Below are 20,663 nucleotides of genomic sequence, written 5' to 3'. Positions count from 1 at the left end.
TCGTCTGGCGGGCGCCGACACATGCCGGGCCCCGCACAAGCATCAACTCTTCACCGCAGGCCCGACTTCCGCTCTGGGCCGTACCGTTCGCCACGTCAGGCGGCGCATTCCCGCGGGTGTTGTTCGATTGCGCCGGTCATGCCGACTCTGCCCGGATGACCAATACATAATCGAGGAGCTCCTGATGACGTTGTCCCGTCTCACGTCCACTGCCATGGCCGCCGTGCTTGCCACTGCCGGCCTCGCTGCCTTTACTTCGGCCAACGCCGAAACCATCAAGATCGCCATTGCCGGCCCGATGAGCGGCTCGGTCGCCCAGTACGGCGACATGGTCAAGGCAGGTGCCCTGACCGCCATCGAACAGATCAATGCCGCCGGCGGCGCCAACGGCAACAAGTTCGAAGCCGTCATGATGGACGACGCTTGCGAACCGAAGCAGGCTGTGGCCGTGGCCAACAAGATCGTGAGCCAGGGCATCCACTACGTGATTGGTCACGTGTGCTCGGGTTCGACGATCCCGGCATCGGATATCTACGAGAACGAAGGCATCGTGATGGTCACGCCGTCGGCTACCGCGCCGCAGCTGACCGAAACGAAGAAGCGCAACTTCATCTTCCGTACGATCGGCCGTGATGACCAGCAAGGTCCCGCAGCCGCCCAGTACATCATCAACAAGGTCAAGCCGAAGAAGGTTGCCGTGCTGCACGACAAGCAGTCGTACGGCCAGGGCATCGCCAGCTCGGTGAAGAAGGACCTCGAAGCGGCCAAGATTCCCGTGGCGGTCTTCGAAGGCATCAACGCCGGCGATTCCGACTACTCCGCTGTCATCACCAAGCTGAAGTCGCAAGGCGTGGACTTCGTCTATTTCGGTGGCTATCACCCGGAAATGGGCCTGCTGCTGCGCCAGGCGCGTGAGCAGGGCGTCAAGGCGACCTTCATGGGTCCCGAGGGCGTTGGCAACAAGGACGTGACGGCCATCGCCGGTCCGGCATCGGAAGGCATGCTGGTGACGCTGCCGGCCGACTTCTCGGCCGATCCGGCCAACGCGGCCCTGGTGAAGGCTTTCGCCGACAAGAAGCGTGACCCGAACGGTCCGTTCCAGATGCCTGCGTATGCCGCCGTGAAGATCATTGGCGATGCCATCACGGGCGCCAAGAGCACGGACCCGACGAAGGTTGCCGCCTACATGCACAAGAACGCGTTCAACACGCCGATCGGCAAGGTTGAATATGACGCGAAGGGCGACCTGAAGTCGTTCAAGTTCGTCGTCTACACGTGGCACAAGGACGCCACGAAGACCGCCGCCAACTAAATCCCGGCGCCATTCTGGCGAGACGCCCCGCTCCCGACCCGGTGAGCGGGGCGTTTTGGTATCGGTTCGATGTTGATAGATCGCCACATGACGGCGGTCAACTCCCCGCATCGGGCTTCCCGATCCACAAGGTCCCTCGCATGAACGAATTTCTTCCACAGTTCACTCAGCAGCTGGTCAACGGCCTGACGCTGGGTGCGATCTATGCGTTGATCGCCATCGGCTACACGATGGTCTACGGCATCATCGGCATGATCAACTTTGCCCACGGCGAGATCTACATGATCGGCGCGTACGTGGGTCTCGTGACGCTGACCGCCATTGGCGCGCAGGCGGGTTATCCGCTGCCGCTGGTGCTTGGTGCGGCACTGATCGTCTCCGTCGCCGTGACAGGCTGCTACGGCTATGCCGTCGAGCGCGTGGCGTATCGCCCCCTGCGTGGCGGGCCGCGCCTGGTGCCGTTGATCTCGGCGATCGGCATGTCCATCTTCCTGCAGAACTATGTCCAGATCGGGCAGGGCGCGCGCGACGTGTCGGTGCCCATCCTGATTTCTGGCGCGATCGAATTCCAGATGGGCGGAGACTTCACGGTGACCGTGCCGTATTCGCGGCTGCTCATCGTGGGCGTGACGCTAGTGCTGATGATCGTGCTGACGCTGTTCATCGGCCACTCCCGCATGGGCCGCGCCTGCCGCGCCTGCGCGGAAGACATGCGCATGGCTAACCTGCTCGGCATCGACACGAACCGCGTGATCTCGTTCACGTTCGTGCTCGGCGCGATGCTGGCCGCCGTGGGTGGCGTGCTGATTGGTCTGACGATCGGCAAGCTTAATCCGTTCATCGGCTTCATCGCTGGCATCAAGGCCTTCACGGCGGCGGTGCTTGGCGGCATCGGCAGCATCCCGGGCGCCATGCTCGGCGGCGTGCTGCTGGGTCTGGCCGAAACCTTCGCTTCCGGCTACATGCCGGCCGAGTACAAGGACGTGGTGGCGTTCGGCCTGCTGGTCCTGGTGCTGCTCTTCCGTCCCACGGGCCTGCTCGGCAAGCCCGACGTGGAAAAGGTCTAAGGGGAGGACGACATGACTCAAGCGACTTCGATTTCGCGGGCGTCCGTCCCGCAAACGTCGGTCTCCGACACGCTGAAGAACGCGGTGACGGCCGCCGTGCTGACGGCCATCCTGAGCGTGCCGCTGCTCGGGCTGCAACTGAAGCTCGATGGCTACAAGGTGGTGCTCGAGCCGCACTGGCGTCCGGTATGGATCGCCGTGGCCGTGGTGTTCATCTTCCAGTTGTTCAAGCCGATGCTGACGCGCGCGCGCGGCGCCGTGAAGCTGCCGGCGCTGCCCGCGATGGGCGCGCAGCGGCAGCGCAGGGCGGTGTGGCTGCTGCTGGCCGTGGGGCTGGTGTTTCCGTTCCTCGGCTCGCGCGGCGCGGTGGACGTGGCCACGCTGGCGCTGATCTACGTGATCCTGGGCCTGGGCCTGAACATCGTGGTGGGCTTTGCCGGTCTGCTCGACCTGGGCTATGTGGGCTTCTACGCCGTGGGTGGCTACACCTACGCGCTGCTGAACCAGTACTTCGGCCTGACGTTCTGGGAGTGCCTGCCGCTGGCCGCTGGTCTGGCCGCGACGTTCGGCTTCGTGCTCGGTTTCCCGGTGCTCCGGCTGCGTGGTGACTACCTGGCCATCGTGACGCTGGGCTTCGGCGAAATCATTCGCCTGCTGCTGAACAACCTGACCAGCCTGACCGGCGGTCCGGATGGCGTCTCGGGTATTCCGAAGCCGACCGTGTTCGGTATCGAACTGGCACGCAGCGCCAGCGTGGAAGGGGCGAAGACGTTCAATGACCTGATCGGTATTCCCTATACCGGCCAGCACATGGTGATCTTCCTGTACCTGCTCGGGCTGCTGCTGGTGGGCTTCACGCTGTTCGTAACCAGTCGTCTGATCCGGATGCCGATGGGCCGTGCCTGGGAGGCACTGCGCGAGGACGAGATCGCGTGCCGCTCGCTGGGCCTGAATCCCACGCGCATCAAGCTGTCCGCGTTCACGCTGGGCGCATCGTTCGCCGGTCTGGCCGGCGCGTTCTTCGCGGCGCGCCAGGGGCTGGTCACTCCGGAATCCTTCACGTTCATCGAGTCCGCGCTGATCCTGGCCGTGGTCGTGCTCGGTGGCATGGGTTCGCAGCTTGGCGTGATCCTGGCTGCCATCCTGCTGATCGTGCTGCCCGAGGTGGCGCGTGACTTTGCCGAGTACCGGATGCTGATTTTCGGCCTGGTGATGGTGCTGATGATGATGTGGCGTCCGCAGGGCCTGCTGCCCGCAAGCCGTCCCCACGTGGAGTTGCCGCGATGAGCGCAGAAATGCTGAAAGTATCCGGCCTGCAGATGCGCTTCGGCGGTCTGCTGGCCGTCGACGGTATCGAGTTCGATGTGCGTCGTGACGAGGTCTTCGCCATCATCGGCCCGAACGGCGCGGGCAAGACCACCGTGTTCAACTGCGTGGGCGGTTTCTACAAGCCCACGGCCGGCGAGATCATGCTCGACGGCCACTCGATCGCGCGTTTGCCGAGCCATCAGGTTGCACGCCGCGGTCTGGTGCGCACATTCCAGAACATTCGCCTGTTCAAGCAGCTGACCGTGGTGGAGAACCTCATGGTCGCGCAGCACCTGCAGGTGAAGGCAGGTTTGCTGCATGGCCTGCTGGCCACGCCAGCCTATCGCCACGCCGAGCGCGCGGCGCTGGGCCGTGCCGCCGAATGGCTGGAGCGCATGGGTCTCACGAGCGTGGCCAACCGCGAGGCGGGCACGTTGTCATATGGCCATCAGCGCCGGCTTGAGATCGCACGCTGCATGATCACGAAGCCCCGCTTGCTGATGCTCGACGAGCCGGCCGCTGGCCTGAATCCGCAGGAGAAGATCGAACTGCAGCAGCTGATCGACAAGCTGCGTCGCGAGTTCAATATCTCGGTGCTGCTGATCGAGCACGACATGAGCCTGGTGATGGGCGTGTCCGATCGTATTCTGGTGATGGAGCATGGCAAGCCGATCATGGTTGGCAAGCCCGAGGAAGTGCGCAACGACCCGCGCGTGATCAAGGCCTATCTGGGAGAGGACTGATGCTGAAGCTGGAAAACGTCCATACCCACTACGGCGCGGTCGAGGCGCTGTCGGGTGTGTCGATCGAGGTCAACAAGGGCGAGATCGTCACGCTGATCGGTAGCAACGGGGCCGGCAAGACCACGCTGATGATGACGGTGTGCGGCACGCCGCGCGCGTCCAGCGGCCGGGTGTCGTTCGAGGGCCAGGACATCACGCGGCGCAACACGCACGAGATCATGCGCATGGGCATGGCCATCTCGCCGGAAGGCCGCCGTGTCTTCCCGAGCCTGACCGTGCTGGAGAACCTCAAGATGGGGGCGTTCTTCGCCAGCCGTCACGAGATCGAGGAAGGCATCGAGCACGTGTTCAAGCTGTTCCCGCGTCTGAATCAGCGCGCTAGCCAGCGCGCTGGCACGATGTCGGGCGGCGAACAGCAGATGCTGGCGATCGGCCGCGCGCTGATGAGCAAGCCGCGCCTGCTGTTGCTGGACGAGCCGACGCTTGGCCTGGCCCCGCTGATCATCGCGCAGATCTTCGACATTATTCGCACGATTCGTGACGAGGGCGTCACCGTGTTCCTGGTCGAGCAGAACGCCAACAAGGCGCTGCAGGTGGCCGACCGGGGCTATGTGCTGGAAACCGGCAAGGTGGTGCTGGCCGATACCGGACAGAACCTGCTGGCCAACGACCGCATCCGCGCGGCGTATCTGGGCGGGTAAGGTGCCGATTTCTCCCCTCTCTCGTCCGCGCGAGAGGGGAGGCAGACTGGCCCACGTCAAAGGCCCCTTCGCCATCCGCGAAATCCCCCTTTCGCCAATGACCGCCGCCCGGGCGGTCTCTCCGACCCGCTGGCGGCCGGCCCACATGGCATAATCGATTGCGATGTCAAGCAATCCCCGGCCTCGCCGGAATCGCAGCAAAATACCTGCTTGCCCGCGAAGGCATCCGGAAAACAATTCCCCTGCAAACCAATGCGCGGACACGCGCCGCTGCTGCCCAGGATGGGCAGTACGGACGGTTCGCCACTCGCATCATGGCCAAGACGCTCTACGACAAACTCTGGGATGACCACACCGTCCACGTCGAGGAAGACGGCACCACGCTGCTCTACATCGATCGCCACCTGCTTCACGAAGTGACCAGCCCGCAGGCGTTCGAAGGACTAAAGCTGGCGGAGCGTCCGGTCTGGCGCATCAGCGCCAACCTGGCTGTGTCGGATCACAACGTGCCGACCACCGACCGCTCGCAAGGCATCGCAGACCCGATTTCGAAGCTCCAGGTGGACACGCTCGACCTGAACTGCGATGCCTATGGCATCACCCAGTTCAAGATGAACGATCACCGCCAGGGCATCGTTCACGTGATCGGGCCGGAGCAGGGCGCCACGCTGCCCGGCATGACCGTGGTCTGCGGTGACTCGCACACCAGCACGCACGGCGCGTTCGGTGCGCTGGCCCACGGCATCGGCACGTCGGAAGTGGAGCATGTGCTGGCCACCCAGACGCTGCTGGGCAAGAAGGCCAAGAACATGCTGATCAAGGTGGAAGGCAAGCTGCCCCGCGGGTGCACCGCCAAGGACATCGTGCTGGCCGTCATCGGCAAGATCGGCACGGCGGGCGGCACGGGCTACACGATGGAGTTCGCCGGCTCGGCCATTCGCGACCTGACGATGGAAGGCCGCATGACCGTCTGCAACATGGCAATCGAAGCCGGCGCGCGTGCCGGCCTGGTGGCCGTGGACGATGTCACGCTCGAATACGTCAAGAACCGTCCATTCGCGCCGCAAGGCGTGGAGTGGGACCAGGCCGTGGCGTACTGGCGCACGCTGCATTCGGATGCCGGCGCCCACTTCGACAAGGTTGTGGAGCTGCGTGCCGAAGAAGTCCGTCCGCAGGTGACCTGGGGCACGTCGCCCGAAATGGTCATCAGCATCGAGGACCGCGTTCCGGATCCGGAGAAGGAAAAGGACTCGAACAAGCGCAACGCGATGGAGCGCGCGCTCGAGTACATGGGCCTGCAGCCGAACGTGCCGATGGAGTCGATCAACATCGACAAGGTGTTCATCGGGTCCTGCACCAACAGCCGCATCGAAGATATGCGTGCCGCCGCGTGGGTCGTTCAGAAGCTGGGCCGCAAGGTCGCGTCGAACGTGAAGCTGGCGATGGTGGTGCCGGGATCGGGTCTGGTGAAGGAACAGGCCGAGCGCGAAGGCCTGGACAAGATCTTCAAGGCTGCCGGCTTCGAATGGCGCGAGCCGGGGTGCTCGATGTGCCTGGCGATGAACGCTGACCGCCTGGATCCGGGCGAGCGCTGCGCGTCGACGTCGAATCGCAACTTCGAAGGCCGTCAGGGCGCCGGTGGCCGCACGCACCTGGTGAGCCCGGCGATGGCTGCCGCGGCCGCGATCGAGGGGCACTTCGTCGATATTCGCAAGCTCGGTTGAGCCTGCGCCGATCGGCATTGAGACATATGAAAAAGTTCGTGATCACGCTGCTGGCATGTCTGGGCATGCTGCAAATCGCCGGCTGCAACACCATGGCCGGCCTGGGCAAGGACACGCAGGCCGCGGGCCGTTCGCTCGAGAGCGCGGCGACGAAGAAGTAAGGACATCACATGGAAAAGTTCACCGTACATAGCGGCCTTGTGGCGCCGCTCGATCGTGAAAACGTCGATACCGACGCGATCATTCCGAAGCAGTTCCTGAAGTCGATCAAGCGCACGGGCTTTGGCCCGAACCTGTTCGACGAGTGGCGCTACAAGGACGTCGGCGAGCCGGGGCAGGACAACAGCAAGCGTCCGCTGAACCCGGACTTCGTGCTGAATCAGCCGCGCTACCAGGGGGCTTCGATCCTGCTGGCGCGCAGCAACTTCGGTTGCGGTAGCTCGCGCGAGCACGCACCGTGGGCACTCACGCAATACGGCTTCCGTGCCGTCATCGCGCCGAGCTTCGCCGATATCTTCTTCAACAACTGCTACAAGAACGGCCTGCTGCCGGTGGTGCTGACGGACCTTCAGGTCGACCACCTGTTCAACGAGACCAACGCGTTCCCTGGATACAAGCTGACGATCGATCTGGATCGCCAGGTGGTGGTCACGCCGGGCGGCGACAACTACTCGTTCGATATCGCCCCGTTCCGCAAGTACTGCATGTTGAACGGCTTCGACGATATTGGCCTGACGCTGCGTCACAAGGACAAGATCAAGGCATACGAGGCCGAGCGCCTCACGAAGATGCCGTGGCTGGGCAACCGCGTGGTTGGCTGAGGCAAGACAAACTACAGGATCAGAAAGATGAAGATTGCAGTTCTGCCGGGCGATGGCATCGGCCCCGAGATCGTTGCTGAAGCCGTCAAGGTGCTCAACGCACTGGACGAGAAATTCGAGATGGAAACCGCGCCGGTCGGCGGCGCTGGCTACGAGGCCGAAGGCCATCCGCTGCCGGACAACACGCTGAAGCTGGCCAAGGAAGCCGACGCCATCCTGTTCGGCGCCGTGGGCGACTGGAAGTACGACAGCCTGGATCGCCCGCTGCGTCCCGAGCAGGCCATTCTCGGCCTGCGCAAGCATCTGCAGCTGTTCGCCAACTTCCGTCCGGCCATTTGCTACCCGGAACTGACCGGCGCATCGAGCCTGAAGCCCGAACTGGTGGCTGGCCTGGATATCCTGATCGTGCGCGAGCTGAACGGCGACATCTACTTCGGCCAGCCGCGCGGCGTGCGCGAGGCGCCGGATGGCCTGTTCAAGGGTGCCCGCGAAGGCTTCGACACAATGCGCTACAGCGAGCCGGAAGTCCGCCGCATCGCGCATGTGGCGTTCCAGGCCGCTGCAAAGCGCGGCAAGAAGCTGTGCAGCGTCGATAAGGCCAACGTGCTCGAGACTTTCCAGTTCTGGAAAGACATCGTGATCGACGTCAGCAAGGAGTACCCGGACGTCGAGCTGTCGCACATGTACGTGGACAACGCCGCGATGCAGCTGGTCAAGGCGCCGAAGAGCTTCGACGTGATCGTCACCGGCAACATGTTCGGTGACATCCTGTCCGACGAGGCTGCGATGCTGACCGGTTCGATCGGCATGCTGCCGTCGGCGTCGCTCGATGCCAACAACAAGGGTCTGTATGAGCCGTCGCACGGCTCGGCGCCTGACATCGCCGGCAAGGGCGTGGCGAATCCGCTGGCCACGATCCTCTCCGCCGCGATGATGCTGCGCTATTCGCTGAACCGCGCCGAACAGGCTGACCGCATCGAGAACGCTGTCAAGAAGGTGCTGGCCCAAGGCTATCGCACGGCTGACATCGTGACGCCGGGCTGCAAGCAGGTTGGCACGCGCGAGATGGGCGAGGCGGTGCTGGCGGCGCTGTAAGGCCAGGCGCCGAGTGGTTTGCTTCCCCTTTCCCGCAAGGCGGGAGCGGGGCAGCGGGGGACGGCCGGGCGGTGCAAGATGCGAATTCGCAATTTGTTGCCGATTACCGTCTTCCCCGACCTCTCTCCCACGTGTGGGAGAGAGGAGAAAGCCCTCCAGAAGCTACAAAACACCCATTATTTCCCCTGCGGCGCTGCCGCAAATTCGTGTAGACTGTCCCGCTATGGCCCGATTCCACCAGTCCCTTCTGACTGCATTCGCTGCTCGTACCGCCAAGCGCGGCTCGATTGGCGTGGATTCGTTCGGCCTGACCACCACGACGATTAAAACTATTACCAAAACGATCCCCTAGATCGTTCGTCGTGCCTGCCCGTCTTCCCCGCGCAGCCACGCCGGGCGAGGAAAATGGCGGGGAAGTTCACATCACATCCGAGGTAAGTCATGATTGTAGGTCTCGTCGGTTGGCGAGGAATGGTCGGCAGCGTCCTGATGCAGCGCATGCAGGAAGAAGGTGATTTCGACCACTTCGAACCCATTTTCTTCAGCACGTCCAACGCGGGTGGCAAGGCTCCGGCCATGGCCAAGAATGAAACCACGCTGAAGGACGCGAATGACATCGAAGCGCTGAAGAAGTGCGACGTGGTGCTCACCGCCCAGGGCGGCGACTACACCAACGACGTCTTCCCGCGACTGCGCGCAGCCGGCTGGAATGGCTACTGGATCGACGCCGCATCGTCGCTTCGCATGAAGGACGACGCGATCATCGTGCTCGATCCGGTGAACATGGGTGTGATCAAGGACGCGCTGAAGAAGGGCGTCAAGAATTTCATCGGTGGCAATTGCACCGTGAGTTGCATGCTGATGGGTCTGGGTGGCCTGTTCGAGCATGACTTGGTCGAGTGGATGACCTCGATGACGTACCAGGCCGCTTCGGGCGGTGGCGCCCAGCATATGCGCGAGCTGCTGACCCAGTTCGGCACGCTGAACGCCGCGGTCAAGCCGCTGCTGGACAACCCGGCCTCGGCCATCCTGGAGATCGACCGTCAGATCCTGTCGACCCAGCACGGCCTGTCTGCCGACGAAACCAAGCAGTTCGGCGTGCCGCTGGCCGGGAACCTGATCCCCTGGATCGACAAGGACCTCGGTAACGGCGTGTCGCGCGAGGAATGGAAGGGCGGCGCCGAGACCAACAAGATTCTGGGTCGTGGCGAAGGCTTCCTGGGCGCCACCGGCGCCAGCCCGATCGCCGTGGATGGCCTGTGCGTGCGGATCGGCGCGATGCGCTGCCACTCGCAGGCACTGACGATCAAGCTCCGCAAGGACGTGCCGCTGGACGAGATCGAAGGCATGCTGGCCGCCAACAACCAATGGGCCAAGGTGGTGCCGAATACGCGTGAGGCCAGCATGAAGGACCTGACGCCGGCCGCCGTGACCGGCACGCTGACGATTCCGGTCGGTCGCCTGCGCAAGATGCAGATGGGCGGCGAATACCTCTCGGCGTTCACCGTTGGCGACCAGTTGCTCTGGGGCGCCGCCGAGCCGCTGCGTCGTATGCTGCGCATTCTCATCGAGGGTTGATTCCCGAACTTGCCTCGCCGCATCGTTGCAGCGAGGCAACAGAATCTGCTGCTTTGCCTGCAACGCCGCGCCACAGCGCGGCGTTGTTGCATCCGGGTGGCTATTTTCCCCGGGGTTGCGTCACAATACAGCCGGCATGAGCTAGGCCAACGGGGTCAGCGTCACCCAGCGTCCGGGATGCGAGGTGACGAGAAGTGATGTGCGTCCGGGTAGATATTCGATTGGAACCGGTACCGCGCTGCCTGCCATGCGTTTTGGGGTCGGGTTAACTTTTGCTACTAAAAACATAACGGAGCACGAGGTGAGTGTGAGCCTACATCGCCGGAAAGATGCGCCTAATGTCCGTCAGCGCTGGTCAACGCTGGCCGTCACGGCTCTCGGCCTGCTGCTTGTCCAGCCGGCCGCGTATGCCGCGGGGTTCGGGCAACTACGGGTACAGTCCAACTTGGGGCAGCCGCTCCAGGCCGAAATCGATATCACCGGTGTGTCGGCCGAGGAAGCGGGCAGTTTGACTGTCAAGCTTGCCCCGTCGTCCGCCTATGCGCGCGCAGGGCTGACGTACCTGCCAGCCATCTCGAGCGTCAAGCTCGATGTGCAGCAACGCCCGAACGGCAGCTATGTTGCGACCGTCCGCTCGAACCAGCCGCTCAGCGAGCCGTTCGTGGACATTCTGGTCGACATGAGCTGGTCCAGCGGCAAGGTCACGCGGGCGTACACGTTCCTGCTGGATCCGGCCGGTGCCAAGCCGTCCAACCAGACTTTTTCCCCGACCACGGTGGTGCAGGCGGCCACGCCCGATGCAACACCGGCTCCGGCTCCAGCGCCAGCTCCAGCCCGGTCGGCGCCCGCGCCGGCACCGGTGGCAGCCGCCCCCGAGGCCGCGCGTCCGGCTCCTGCGGCGTCGACTCAGCCTCGCGCCCAGCAACAGCCACGGCCCGCCGCGGCTCCGGTGGCGAACGCAGGTGCCGCCGCCAATGGTTCCTATACGGTGCAGCGTGGCGACACGCTCTCTTCCATCGCCGGCGATGCGGTCCAGACGCAGGATTCCGTGTCGCTCGACCAGATGCTGTTGGCGCTGTATCGCAACAATCCCAACGCATTCATCGGCGGCAATATCAACCGGGTCAAGTCGGGTGCAGTGCTGAAGGTGCCGAGCGCCCAGCAGGCACAGGCCGTCAGCCCGCGTGAGGCCCGCCGTGAAGTGGTCGCCCGCACGCAGGGTTTCGACAGCTATCGCAGCCGTCTGGCCGCTGCCGCCGCCGCCAAATCGGTGGAGCCCGGTTCAGGCCGCGAGCAGTCCGGCAATGTGACGGCGCGCGTGCAGGACACCACCGTGCCCGCAGCGGGCCCACGTGACGAACTGAAGCTCTCCAAGGCGGACCGTGGCGCGCAGGGCAAAGCCCAGGCGCAGGCCGAAGCCGACGTGGCCAGCCAGCGCAAGCTCAAGGAAGCCGAGTCGCGCGTGGCTGACCTGGAGAAGAACATCTCCGACATGCAGCGCCTGATGGAGCTGAAGAACGCGGAGATCGCGAAGCTGAATCAGGCCAATCAGGCAGCCAAGGCGCCTGCGCCGGCTGGCAAGGCGGCCGAATCGGCTCCCGCGCCGGCCGTGGTGCCGGCAGAGCCGGCCAAGGCGGCAGCCACGACGACCGCAGCGGCCCCGAGCACCGCCACGCCCGAGCCTGCTCCGGCAGCCACGGCAGCCGCATCGGCACCGCAAGCCCAGGCTGCATCGGCTTCGGATGCTCAGGCCGCTGCTCCCGCTACCGCCGCTGCCGCGGCATCGGCTCCGAAGGCAGCAACTGCGGCCGCCGCAGCTTCGGCCCCGGCTGCCGCGAAGAAGCCCGTTGCCCTGCCCAAGCCCGAGCCGTTGCCGCAGCCTTCGCTGCTCGACGGTCTGCTGGCCAACCCGATGCTGCTGCCGGGTGCTGCACTGATGGTTGTGCTGCTGGGCGGATATGCGTACTATCGCCGCCGCCAGAAGCAGAAGTCTGGCGAGAACACTGGCTTTGGCGACAGTATCCTGTCGCAGGAAAGCACGGTGATGGCCGGTGGCCACTCGCTGTTCGGCACTGCCGGTGGACAGAGCGTCGATACGTCGCAGCACAGCGTGTTTGGCGCGGACTTCCGCATTGGCAACAACTCGCCCGAGGCGACGGAAGTCGATCCGATCGCCGAGGCCGAGGTTTACATCGCCTATGGGCGCGACGTGCAGGCGGAGGAAATCCTGCGCGAAGCGTTGCAGCAGAATCCGGAGCGCCAGGCCATTCGCCTGAAGCTCATGGAGATTTACAGCACTCGTCAGGATGTGGAAGGTTTCCGAGTGATCGCAGAAGAAATGTTCGCCCAGACGGGTGGGCACGGCGCGGACTGGCTACAGGCCGCCGAAATGGGCCGCAAGCTGGATCCGAGCAACGCGTTGTACCTGTCCGTCGCGCCGGATACGTCGGTCGAGGCGGATACGACCACCCCGGTGGCCGATCAATGGCGCACGCAGGATCCCGCCGCGAACTTGACGCAACCGCCGGCCATGCCGGACTTGGCCTTGCCGCTCGATGCCTTCCCGGCACCGGCGGCGGGGGAGCCCATCGTGGCGCCCGAATCCGCTTCGCTGGTATTCGGTAACGATCTCGAGTCGGAGCCTGTGCGTCTCGACGACGCACTCGACGAACGTCACGATGCTGGCGTGCCGGCGCTCGATACGCCGACCCGTTCGCGTCCGCTTGAGTTCGATATGTCGAGCCTGTCGCTGGACCTGAATCCGGAAAAACTGGAGCAGGACTCCGCCAAGCCGCTGTCCGGTATGGCGCAGTCACTGGACGAATCCACGGTGCCACTGCCCGCGCCGACGATGCTCCAGGGCGGCAAGCTCGTCGAGCCGATCGATCTGTCGCGCGTGACGTCGGAGGGGAGGCACGGCGATTCGAATGGCATGTCCGCCAGCACGTTGTCGGTCACCACGATGGATGGCAGCCGCGATATGCAGATCAAGCTCGATCTGGCGCGCGCCTATATCGAGATCGGCGACAAGGAAGGTGCCCGCGAACTGCTGCAGGAGGTGGTCGATCAATCGCAAGATTCCCTGCAGGAGGAAGCCCGCTCGTTGCTGCGCGAGGTGGCCTGATCCATTGCGACAGACGGCCGAGGGGCAGCCCTAAAGGTCGGTATGATGCAGGGTTTGCGGCAGATGCCTTGCCGCAACCCGAAGCGATGCGCCGGAAGCGTCCCTTCCGGCGCATTTTGTTTTTGTGCCATCAGGAAACTGTTTCTTGCCTGTGAACCGCATCGCCATCGGCCTCCACTATGACGGCTCGGCCTACTCCGGCTGGCAGTCGCAGCCCCATCGCAATACCGTGCAGGACCACCTCGAGGACGCGATCGAGCGCTTCGCAGGCGTGCGACTGCTGACCACGGTAGCCGGGCGGACGGATGCAGGTGTGCACGCGCTGGGGCAGGTCATCCACCTCGACACCGAACTCGACCGCGACCGCTTTTCATGGGTTCGCGGCGTCAACGCCTTCCTGCCTCCGTCGATCGCGCTGCAGTGGGCGGAGCCCGTCGACGAGAACTTCCACGCGCGCTTCCTGGCCTACGAGCGCATGTATTACTACGCGCTGTACACGGGGCCGCATCGCGCACCGATGATTCACGGCCGTGCCGGTTACCTGATGCTGCCGCACGGGCAGCGGCTCGATACCGAGGCGATGCGCCGGGCGTCGGCATGTCTGCTCGGCGAACATGATTTCTCGGCGTTTCGCGCCGCCGAATGCCAGGCCAAGTCGCCCGTCAAGACGATGTACGACGTGACGATCGAGGCGGATGGCAACTGGGTGTTCCTGCGCTTCCGGGCCAGCGCTTTCCTGCACCACATGGTGCGTAACCTGATGGGCTGCCTCGTGGCGGTGGGGCGTGGCCGATATCCTGCCGAGTGGATGGCGGAAGTGCTGGAAGGGCGCAATCGCCAGAAGGCCGCGCCAACCTTCATGCCGGACGGGCTCTATCTGGTCGACGTGAAGTATCCTGAGCCATACCAGTTGCCCAAGGCGGACCCGGCCGCCAGCTTCTTCCACGGAGTATTTGTCGATGACAGCCACGATGGCGCTTGAGCCCCGCACGCGCATCAAGATCTGCGGCCTGACGCGCGAAGAGGACGTGCGCGCCGCCGTGGACGCCGGTGCCGATGCGATCGGTCTGGTCTTCTACGCCAAGAGCCCACGCCACGTGGATGTGGCCCACGCCGCGGCCCTGGCCGAGTTGGTGCCGCCGTTCGTGTCCGTGGTTGGCCTGTTCGTCAATGCAGATGCCGAAGAGGTGGCCCATGTGGCCGAGCGTGTGCCGTTGACGTTGCTTCAGTTTCACGGCGACGAGACGCCCCAGCAGTGCACCGAGATCGCCCGGCGCTGCCGGCTGCCATTCATGCGTGCCGCACGTGTCCGCCCGGGGCTCGATTTGGTAGAATTCGCAAATCAATATCGTGACGCTTCCGGCCTGCTGCTCGATGCCTTCGTGGAAGGCTATGGCGGTGGCGGCCACGTTTTCGACTGGACCCTGATTCCTGCCCAATGGCTTCCGCCCAATCCTGCCAATCCCTGCGCAAACGACGCTCCTCGCATCGTTTTGAGTGGTGGATTGAACGCGCAAAACGTCGCTGGAGCGATTGAGCGCGTGCGGCCCTACGCTGTGGATGTCAGCAGCGGCGTGGAGGCCAGCAAGGGTGTGAAAGACCACGCCCGTATTGCCGCATTCGTGCGCGCCGTTCGACAGGCCGACGCAGGGCGATCCGCAGGATAATTCCCTCCGCCTTCCGTGGCTCACGGCCGCGCCGACCCCGATACCCCGCGCGTCATCCCATGGCTGACGCGCTTCCTGAGAGCCTGGACATGTACGACCTGCCCGATTCCCGTGGCCACTTTGGCCCCTATGGCGGTACCTTCGTTTCCGAAACCCTGGTTCACGCGCTGGACGAGTTGCGCGACGCCTACGCGCGATACCAGAAGGACCCTGATTTCGACGCCGAGTATCGCCGCGAACTGAAGCACTTCGTTGGCCGCCCGTCGCCGATCTATCACGCGCAACGCTGGAGCGAGACGCTCGGTGGCGCGCAGATCTACCTCAAGCGCGAAGACCTGAACCACACTGGCGCGCACAAGATCAACAACGTGATCGGCCAGGCGCTGCTTGCCAAGCGCATGGGCAAGAAGCGTGTGATTGCCGAAACCGGCGCGGGCCAGCATGGCGTGGCCACGGCCACGATCGCGGCGCGCTTTGGCATGGAGTGCGTGGTCTACATGGGCTCCGAGGACGTGCGCCGCCAGGCGGCCAATGTCTATCGCATGAAGCTGCTGGGCGCCACCGTGGTGCCTGTGGAAAGCGGCTCGCGCACGCTCAAGGACGCGCTCAATGAAGCGATGCGCGACTGGGTGACCAACGTCGAGACCACGTTCTACATCATCGGCACCGTGGCCGGCCCGCACCCCTACCCGATGATGGTGCGCGATTTCCAGTGCGTGATCGGCGAGGAAGCCAAGGTGCAGATGCCCGAACTCGCGGGTCGCCAGCCCGACGCCGTGATCGCGTGCGTCGGCGGCGGTTCGAACGCGATGGGCATCTTCTATCCGTATATCGAACACAAGGATGTGCAGTTGATCGGCGTGGAAGCGGCCGGTGATGGCCTGGATTCGGGTCGCCACGCTGCTGCGCTGATCGGCGGTTCCCCGGGCGTGCTGCACGGCAACCGTACCTATCTGCTGCAGGACGCCAACGGCCAGATCATCGAGACGCACTCGGTGTCGGCAGGCCTGGACTACCCCGGCGTCGGCCCCGAGCACGCGTGGCTGAAGGACATGGGCCGCGCGCAGTACGTGCCGATCACCGACGAAGAGGCCCTCAAGGCGTTTCACGACTGCTGCCGCATCGAAGGCATCATCCCAGCGCTCGAATCGAGCCATGCGATCGCCTATGCGTGCAAGCTGGCGCCGACGCTGGGCCGCGACAAGCTGCTGCTCGTGAACCTGTCCGGGCGTGGCGACAAGGACATGCATACCGTGGCCGAACGCGCGGGGTTGAAGCTCTGATGCGTACGCTGCCTCCCAATACGACGCTGCCCCAGTCCGAAGCGGGTGGGGCGGGCTCGGAACCGTTCGATATTCTCGATACGGCAACCATGCGCCTCTATCAGGAAGACGTGCTCGAAGGGATCAAGCGTATCCCCGACGGCTCGATCGACCTGGTCGTGGCGGACCCGCCCTATGGCCTTGGCAAGGACTACGGCAACGATTCCGACCTGCTGTCGGGCGATGCCTATCTCGAGTGGTCGGAGCGCTGGATGGACGCGATCGTGCCCAAGATCGCGCCACGCGGCACGCTGTACCTGTTCTGCACCTGGCAGTACTCGCCCGAGCTGTTCGTCATGCTCAAGCGGCGCATGACGATGATCAACGAGATCATCTGGGATCGCCGCGTGCCGAGCATGGGCGGCACCACGCGAAAGTTCTCGTCGGTGCACGACAACATCGGTTTCTTCGCTCGTCAGCGCGACTACTTCTTCGATCTCGATCCGGTACGGATTCCGTACGACGCCGAGACCAAGAAGGCGCGCAGCCGGCCGCGCTTCGAGGGCAAGAAATGGCTCGAGGTGGGGTACAACCCGAAGGACCTGTGGAGCGTGCCGCGCATTCACCGCCAGGACCCGGAGCGGGCCGACCATCCGACGCAGAAGCCGCTCGAGATCGTCGAGCGCATGGTGCTGTCCAGCTGTCCGCCGGGCGGCATCGTGCTCGACCCATTCACGGGCAGCGGCACGACCGCCGTGGCTTGCGTCCGGCACGGCCGCAGTTTCGTCGGATTCGAGATGAATCCGGAGTACGCCGGCCTGGTGCGCGAGCGCGTGACCGCCGCGCAGCCCGTGTATGCGCCGCTCAAGCCGCAAGCGTCCGATGTCGCCGATACCGCCGACGCCGCCAATGACGATGCCAATGAAGCGGCATCGCCCGTGCAACGCCTTATCTGATTGCCACTGACATGTCCCGTATCCAGAAGACTTTCGCGGCACTGGCCGCGCAGCAGAAGAAGGGCCTGATTCCGTTCATCACCGCCGGCGATCCGGCTCCCGCGTTGACCGTCGACCTGATGCACGCCCTCGTGGCTGGCGGCGCCGACGTGATCGAGCTTGGCGTGCCGTTTTCGGACCCGATGGCCGACGGCCCCGTGATTCAACGCGCCTCCGAGCGCGCGCTGGCCCAGGGCGTTTCGCTGACGCAGGTGCTGGCCTGGGTGACCGAGTTCCGCAAGACGAACGCGACCACGCCGGTAGTGCTGATGGGCTACGCCAACCCGATCGAGCGCATGGGTGAGGAAATCTTCGCCAAGGCGGCCAGCGCGGCCGGCGTGGACGGCGTGCTCGTGGTCGACTACCCGCCCGAAGAGTGCGAGTCTTTCGCCGCGCTGATGCGCGCGAACCAGATGGACCCGATCTTCCTGCTGGCGCCGACCTCGACCGACGACCGTATCGCCGCGGTGGCGAAGGTGGCCAGTGGCTATCTGTACTACGTGTCGCTCACGGGCGTGACCGGCTCGGCCACGCTCGACCTCGAGAGCGTGGCTGCGCGTCTGCCGCTGATCAAGCAGCACGCGAACCTGCCCGTGGGCGTGGGTTTCGGTATCCGTGATGCGCAAACCGCACGTGCCATCGGCAGCGTGGCCGACGCCGTGGTGATTGGCAGCCGCCTGGTGCAGTTGCTTGAGGATGCGCCGCGCGAGAAGGCCGTGGACTCCCTGCGTGCCTTTATCGCCGACATCCGTCAGGCACTGGACGCCTGATTTCTGGTCCAACGCTTGACGTACCGCTGAGAAAATCGCGCCATTTATGATTCTTGCTGCACAAATGGCGCGTTTTGCTTCGGTCCGATGGCCCGGGCATGGTAAATTCGCGGCCTGATTCCCTGCCGTTCCTGTATTCGCCCCTCCCGAAGGAGGCCTGCGTGCGGACGGCAGTTATCCGAAAGGAGCTTTCATGAGCTGGTTGGATAAACTCCTGCCTCCCAAGATTCAACAGACCGACCCCTCCACCCGCAAGGGCATTCCGGAAGGGCTGTGGGTCAAGTGCCCGTCGTGCGAGGCCACGCTGTACCGTACCGACGTCGAGGCCAATCTTCACGTCTGCCCGAAGTGCGACCACCATATGCGCATCGGTTCGCGCGAGCGCCTGGACAAGCTGCTCGACGCCGAAGGCCGCTATGAAATCGGCCAGGAAATCGTGCCGGTGGACGCCCTGAAGTTCAAGGACACCAAGAAGTACCCGGACCGTATCAAGGCCGCCATGGATGACACCGGCGAGACCGACGCGATGGTGGTGATGGGTGGCGCGATCCACACCATTCCCGTGGTCGTGGCCTGCTTCGAGTTCGAGTTCATGGGTGGTTCGATGGGCTCGGTGGTGGGCGAGCGTTTTGCCCGTGGCGCCCAGGCGGCGCTGGAGCAGAAGGTGCCGTTCATCTGCGTAACCGCCACTGGTGGGGCGCGGATGCAGGAAAGCCTGCTGTCGCTAATGCAGATGGCCAAGACCACGGCCATGCTGAACCTGCTTTCGAATGCCAAGCTGCCGTTCATCAGCGTGCTGACCGATCCGACGATGGGTGGTGTTTCGGCAAGCTTCGCGTTCTTGGGCGATGTGGTCATCGCCGAGCCGAAGGCGCTGATCGGTTTTGCCGGCCCGCGTGTGATCGAGCAGACCGTGCGCGAAAAGCTGCCGGAAGGCTTCCAGCGTGCCGAGTTCCTGATGCAGAAGGGCGCGATCGACATGATCGTGGACCGCCGCCGCCTGCGCGCCGAACTGGCGCAACTGCTGGCGCTGCTGCAGAAGCAGCCGGCTGACGCGGTAGCCTGACGCGGCAAGCAAATTTGCAGGACAATGGCGCGGGTGCCGAATACCCGCGCCATTTTGCTTTTGTAGTTCTGAATCCGTATGCCCATCTTCCACAATCTCCCCGACTGGCTCGCACATCTTGAAACCGCTCACCCCGTGGGCATCGACATGGGCCTGAGCCGCATCACGCGGGTCAAGGAAGCGCTGGGCCTGCGTATCGACGCCGTGGTCTTCACGGTGGGCGGTACCAACGGCAAGGGATCCACCTGCGCGATCCTGGAGCGCATCCTGCTCGAAGCGGGCTACAAGGTGGGCCTGCATACCTCGCCGCACCTGATCCAGTTCAACGAGCGTGCCCGCCTCAATGGCGAGCAGGCGACGAACGCCCAGCTTCTGCCGCATTTCGAGGCCGTCGAGCGCGCACGCACGAGCTTTGCCGATCCGGTCAGCCTGACGTATTTCGAGTTCACGACGCTGGCGATCATCCACATGTTTGCCGAAGCCGGACTCGACGCGATCATTCTGGAAGTCGGTCTCGGTGGCCGCCTGGATGCGGTCAATGTGATTGATACGGACTGCGCGATCATCACGAGTGTGGATATCGACCACACCCAGTACCTTGGCGACACACGTGAGAAGATCGGCTACGAGAAGGCCGGCATCTTCCGCCCGCACGTGCCGGCGATCGTCGGCGATCCCTTGCCACCGCAGTCGGTGATCGATCACGCCGAGGCGATCGGCGCCGAACTCTGGCTCGTGGGACGCGATTTCCGCCACCAGGCCGCGCAGGGCCAGGAACGCCAGCAATGGGACTGGGCCAGCCGCGACCGCAAGCTGAATGGCCTGGGCTACCCGGCATTGCGTGGCGCCAACCAGCTGCTCAACGCATCTGCGGCGCTGGCCGCGCTGCAGGCCATGCGTTCGCGCCTGCCTGTGAGCGCGCAGGAAGTGCGCAACGGCCTGGCGTTCGTGGAGTTGCCGGGACGGTTCCAGGTGCTGCCGGGCCGACCGGCCGTGATCCTCGATGTCGCGCACAACCCCCATGCCGCAGCGACGCTTGGACAGAACCTTGAGAATATGGGGTTCTTCCGTTACACCTATGCGGTGTTCGGCGCCATGCACGACAAGGACATCGCCGGCGTGCTGCAACACGTGGCCGACAAGGTGGACCACTGGTGCCTGTGCGACCTGCCGACCGACCGGGCCGCTACTGCCGCGGAATTGCGCGAGAAGCTTGAGGCAACTGGCTTCCGTGAGGGCCCGGACAACACCGTTGCATGTTTTTCCAGCCCCGAACTTGCGTATCGCGATGCTGTCGAGCGCGCTACCGAGAATGATAGAATCCTGGTCTTCGGGTCGTTCTACACAGTGGCCGGCGTGATGGCATATCGTGCCACGCAGGCCAACTGAGCCGGAACGGCATCGCACCGAACACCATACTTTGGGCATCT

At 64.3% G+C, this 20,663-nt stretch carries 18 protein-coding genes; all 18 read left to right on the top strand.

Annotated elements, in window-relative coordinates:
- Positions 1-184 precede the first annotated feature (184 nt).
- Complete coding sequence (locus WD006_RS10935) at positions 185-1,312, top strand: branched-chain amino acid ABC transporter substrate-binding protein (protein ID WP_008649366.1); 1,128 nt, start codon at positions 185-187, stop codon at positions 1,310-1,312.
- A gap of 140 nt (positions 1,313-1,452) precedes the next feature.
- Positions 1,453-2,379: a high-affinity branched-chain amino acid ABC transporter permease LivH gene (gene livH, locus WD006_RS10930; protein WP_011517066.1), complete on the top strand. Its 927-nt coding sequence runs from the start codon at positions 1,453-1,455 to the stop codon at positions 2,377-2,379.
- Between the two features lie 12 nt (positions 2,380-2,391).
- On the top strand, positions 2,392-3,666 hold the full coding sequence (locus WD006_RS10925) for a high-affinity branched-chain amino acid ABC transporter permease LivM (protein WP_425648200.1): 1,275 nt from the start codon (positions 2,392-2,394) through the stop codon (positions 3,664-3,666).
- A complete protein-coding gene (gene livG / locus WD006_RS10920) occupies positions 3,663-4,430 on the top strand; it encodes a high-affinity branched-chain amino acid ABC transporter ATP-binding protein LivG (RefSeq protein ID WP_008649372.1) in 768 nt (255 codons plus the stop codon). The genes WD006_RS10925 and livG overlap by 4 nt, the downstream gene beginning before the upstream one ends.
- Complete coding sequence (locus WD006_RS10915) at positions 4,430-5,131, top strand: ABC transporter ATP-binding protein (RefSeq protein ID WP_029307381.1); 702 nt, start codon at positions 4,430-4,432, stop codon at positions 5,129-5,131. Before livG ends, WD006_RS10915 begins: the two co-directional genes overlap by 1 nt.
- Positions 5,132-5,445: 314 nt before the next feature.
- On the top strand, positions 5,446-6,855 hold the full coding sequence (leuC, locus tag WD006_RS10910; protein ID WP_011517063.1) for a 3-isopropylmalate dehydratase large subunit: 1,410 nt from the start codon (positions 5,446-5,448) through the stop codon (positions 6,853-6,855).
- Positions 6,856-6,881: 26 nt separating this feature from the next.
- Positions 6,882-7,016: an entericidin A/B family lipoprotein gene (locus tag WD006_RS10905; RefSeq protein WP_008649378.1), complete on the top strand. Its 135-nt coding sequence runs from the start codon at positions 6,882-6,884 to the stop codon at positions 7,014-7,016.
- A gap of 9 nt (positions 7,017-7,025) precedes the next feature.
- The gene (gene leuD, locus WD006_RS10900) at positions 7,026-7,676 is read left to right on the top strand and encodes a 3-isopropylmalate dehydratase small subunit (protein WP_029307382.1); all 651 of its coding nucleotides are present in this window, start codon (positions 7,026-7,028) and stop codon (positions 7,674-7,676) included.
- 27 nt (positions 7,677-7,703) lie between these two features.
- The gene (gene leuB, locus WD006_RS10895) at positions 7,704-8,771 is read left to right on the top strand and encodes a 3-isopropylmalate dehydrogenase (protein ID WP_011517061.1); all 1,068 of its coding nucleotides are present in this window, start codon (positions 7,704-7,706) and stop codon (positions 8,769-8,771) included.
- Between the two features lie 441 nt (positions 8,772-9,212).
- On the top strand, positions 9,213-10,349 hold the full coding sequence (asd, locus tag WD006_RS10890) for an aspartate-semialdehyde dehydrogenase (protein WP_008649390.1): 1,137 nt from the start codon (positions 9,213-9,215) through the stop codon (positions 10,347-10,349).
- Positions 10,350-10,650: 301 nt separating this feature from the next.
- Positions 10,651-13,473 (top strand): FimV/HubP family polar landmark protein, encoded by a 2,823-nt coding sequence (locus WD006_RS10885; RefSeq protein WP_029307383.1) that lies wholly within the window; start codon positions 10,651-10,653, stop codon positions 13,471-13,473.
- Positions 13,474-13,624: 151 nt separating this feature from the next.
- Positions 13,625-14,455: a tRNA pseudouridine(38-40) synthase TruA gene (gene truA / locus WD006_RS10880; RefSeq protein ID WP_029307384.1), complete on the top strand. Its 831-nt coding sequence runs from the start codon at positions 13,625-13,627 to the stop codon at positions 14,453-14,455.
- On the top strand, positions 14,433-15,140 hold the full coding sequence (locus tag WD006_RS10875; protein ID WP_029307385.1) for a phosphoribosylanthranilate isomerase: 708 nt from the start codon (positions 14,433-14,435) through the stop codon (positions 15,138-15,140). The genes truA and WD006_RS10875 overlap by 23 nt, the downstream gene beginning before the upstream one ends.
- Before the next feature lie 89 nt (positions 15,141-15,229).
- The gene (gene trpB, locus WD006_RS10870) at positions 15,230-16,423 is read left to right on the top strand and encodes a tryptophan synthase subunit beta (protein ID WP_008648451.1); all 1,194 of its coding nucleotides are present in this window, start codon (positions 15,230-15,232) and stop codon (positions 16,421-16,423) included.
- On the top strand, positions 16,423-17,358 hold the full coding sequence (locus WD006_RS10865) for a DNA-methyltransferase (protein ID WP_011517056.1): 936 nt from the start codon (positions 16,423-16,425) through the stop codon (positions 17,356-17,358). The genes trpB and WD006_RS10865 overlap by 1 nt, the downstream gene beginning before the upstream one ends.
- Before the next feature lie 11 nt (positions 17,359-17,369).
- Positions 17,370-18,167, top strand: a complete 798-nt coding sequence (gene trpA, locus WD006_RS10860) for a tryptophan synthase subunit alpha (RefSeq protein WP_029307386.1) — start codon at positions 17,370-17,372, stop codon at positions 18,165-18,167.
- Between the two features lie 193 nt (positions 18,168-18,360).
- Positions 18,361-19,233: an acetyl-CoA carboxylase, carboxyltransferase subunit beta gene (accD, locus tag WD006_RS10855; protein WP_011517054.1), complete on the top strand. Its 873-nt coding sequence runs from the start codon at positions 18,361-18,363 to the stop codon at positions 19,231-19,233.
- A 78-nt stretch (positions 19,234-19,311) separates the two neighbouring features.
- Positions 19,312-20,622 carry a bifunctional tetrahydrofolate synthase/dihydrofolate synthase gene (gene folC, locus WD006_RS10850; RefSeq protein WP_029307387.1) on the top strand — a complete coding sequence of 437 codons (1,311 nt, stop codon included), beginning with the start codon at positions 19,312-19,314 and terminating at the stop codon, positions 20,620-20,622.
- The last annotated feature ends 41 nt before the right edge of the window (positions 20,623-20,663 follow it).

Source organism: Cupriavidus sp. Met-2 (assembly GCF_049843575.1).
In the GTDB taxonomy this organism is placed as follows: domain Bacteria; phylum Pseudomonadota; class Gammaproteobacteria; order Burkholderiales; family Burkholderiaceae; genus Cupriavidus; species Cupriavidus metallidurans.
This window is presented reverse-complemented; position numbering and strand designations above follow the sequence as displayed.

Coding starts and splice junctions, on each gene's coding strand:
- WD006_RS10935 (WP_008649366.1), top strand. CDS start 185: ATGACGTTGTCCCGTCTCACGTCCACTGCCATGGCCGCCGTGCTTGCC.
- livH (WP_011517066.1), top strand. CDS start 1,453: ATGAACGAATTTCTTCCACAGTTCACTCAGCAGCTGGTCAACGGCCTG.
- WD006_RS10925 (WP_425648200.1), top strand. CDS start 2,392: ATGACTCAAGCGACTTCGATTTCGCGGGCGTCCGTCCCGCAAACGTCG.
- livG (WP_008649372.1), top strand. CDS start 3,663: ATGAGCGCAGAAATGCTGAAAGTATCCGGCCTGCAGATGCGCTTCGGC.
- WD006_RS10915 (WP_029307381.1), top strand. CDS start 4,430: ATGCTGAAGCTGGAAAACGTCCATACCCACTACGGCGCGGTCGAGGCG.
- leuC (WP_011517063.1), top strand. CDS start 5,446: ATGGCCAAGACGCTCTACGACAAACTCTGGGATGACCACACCGTCCAC.
- WD006_RS10905 (WP_008649378.1), top strand. CDS start 6,882: ATGAAAAAGTTCGTGATCACGCTGCTGGCATGTCTGGGCATGCTGCAA.
- leuD (WP_029307382.1), top strand. CDS start 7,026: ATGGAAAAGTTCACCGTACATAGCGGCCTTGTGGCGCCGCTCGATCGT.
- leuB (WP_011517061.1), top strand. CDS start 7,704: ATGAAGATTGCAGTTCTGCCGGGCGATGGCATCGGCCCCGAGATCGTT.
- asd (WP_008649390.1), top strand. CDS start 9,213: ATGATTGTAGGTCTCGTCGGTTGGCGAGGAATGGTCGGCAGCGTCCTG.
- WD006_RS10875 (WP_029307385.1), top strand. CDS start 14,433: ATGACAGCCACGATGGCGCTTGAGCCCCGCACGCGCATCAAGATCTGC.
- trpB (WP_008648451.1), top strand. CDS start 15,230: ATGTACGACCTGCCCGATTCCCGTGGCCACTTTGGCCCCTATGGCGGT.
- WD006_RS10865 (WP_011517056.1), top strand. CDS start 16,423: ATGCGTACGCTGCCTCCCAATACGACGCTGCCCCAGTCCGAAGCGGGT.
- trpA (WP_029307386.1), top strand. CDS start 17,370: ATGTCCCGTATCCAGAAGACTTTCGCGGCACTGGCCGCGCAGCAGAAG.
- accD (WP_011517054.1), top strand. CDS start 18,361: ATGAGCTGGTTGGATAAACTCCTGCCTCCCAAGATTCAACAGACCGAC.
- folC (WP_029307387.1), top strand. CDS start 19,312: ATGCCCATCTTCCACAATCTCCCCGACTGGCTCGCACATCTTGAAACC.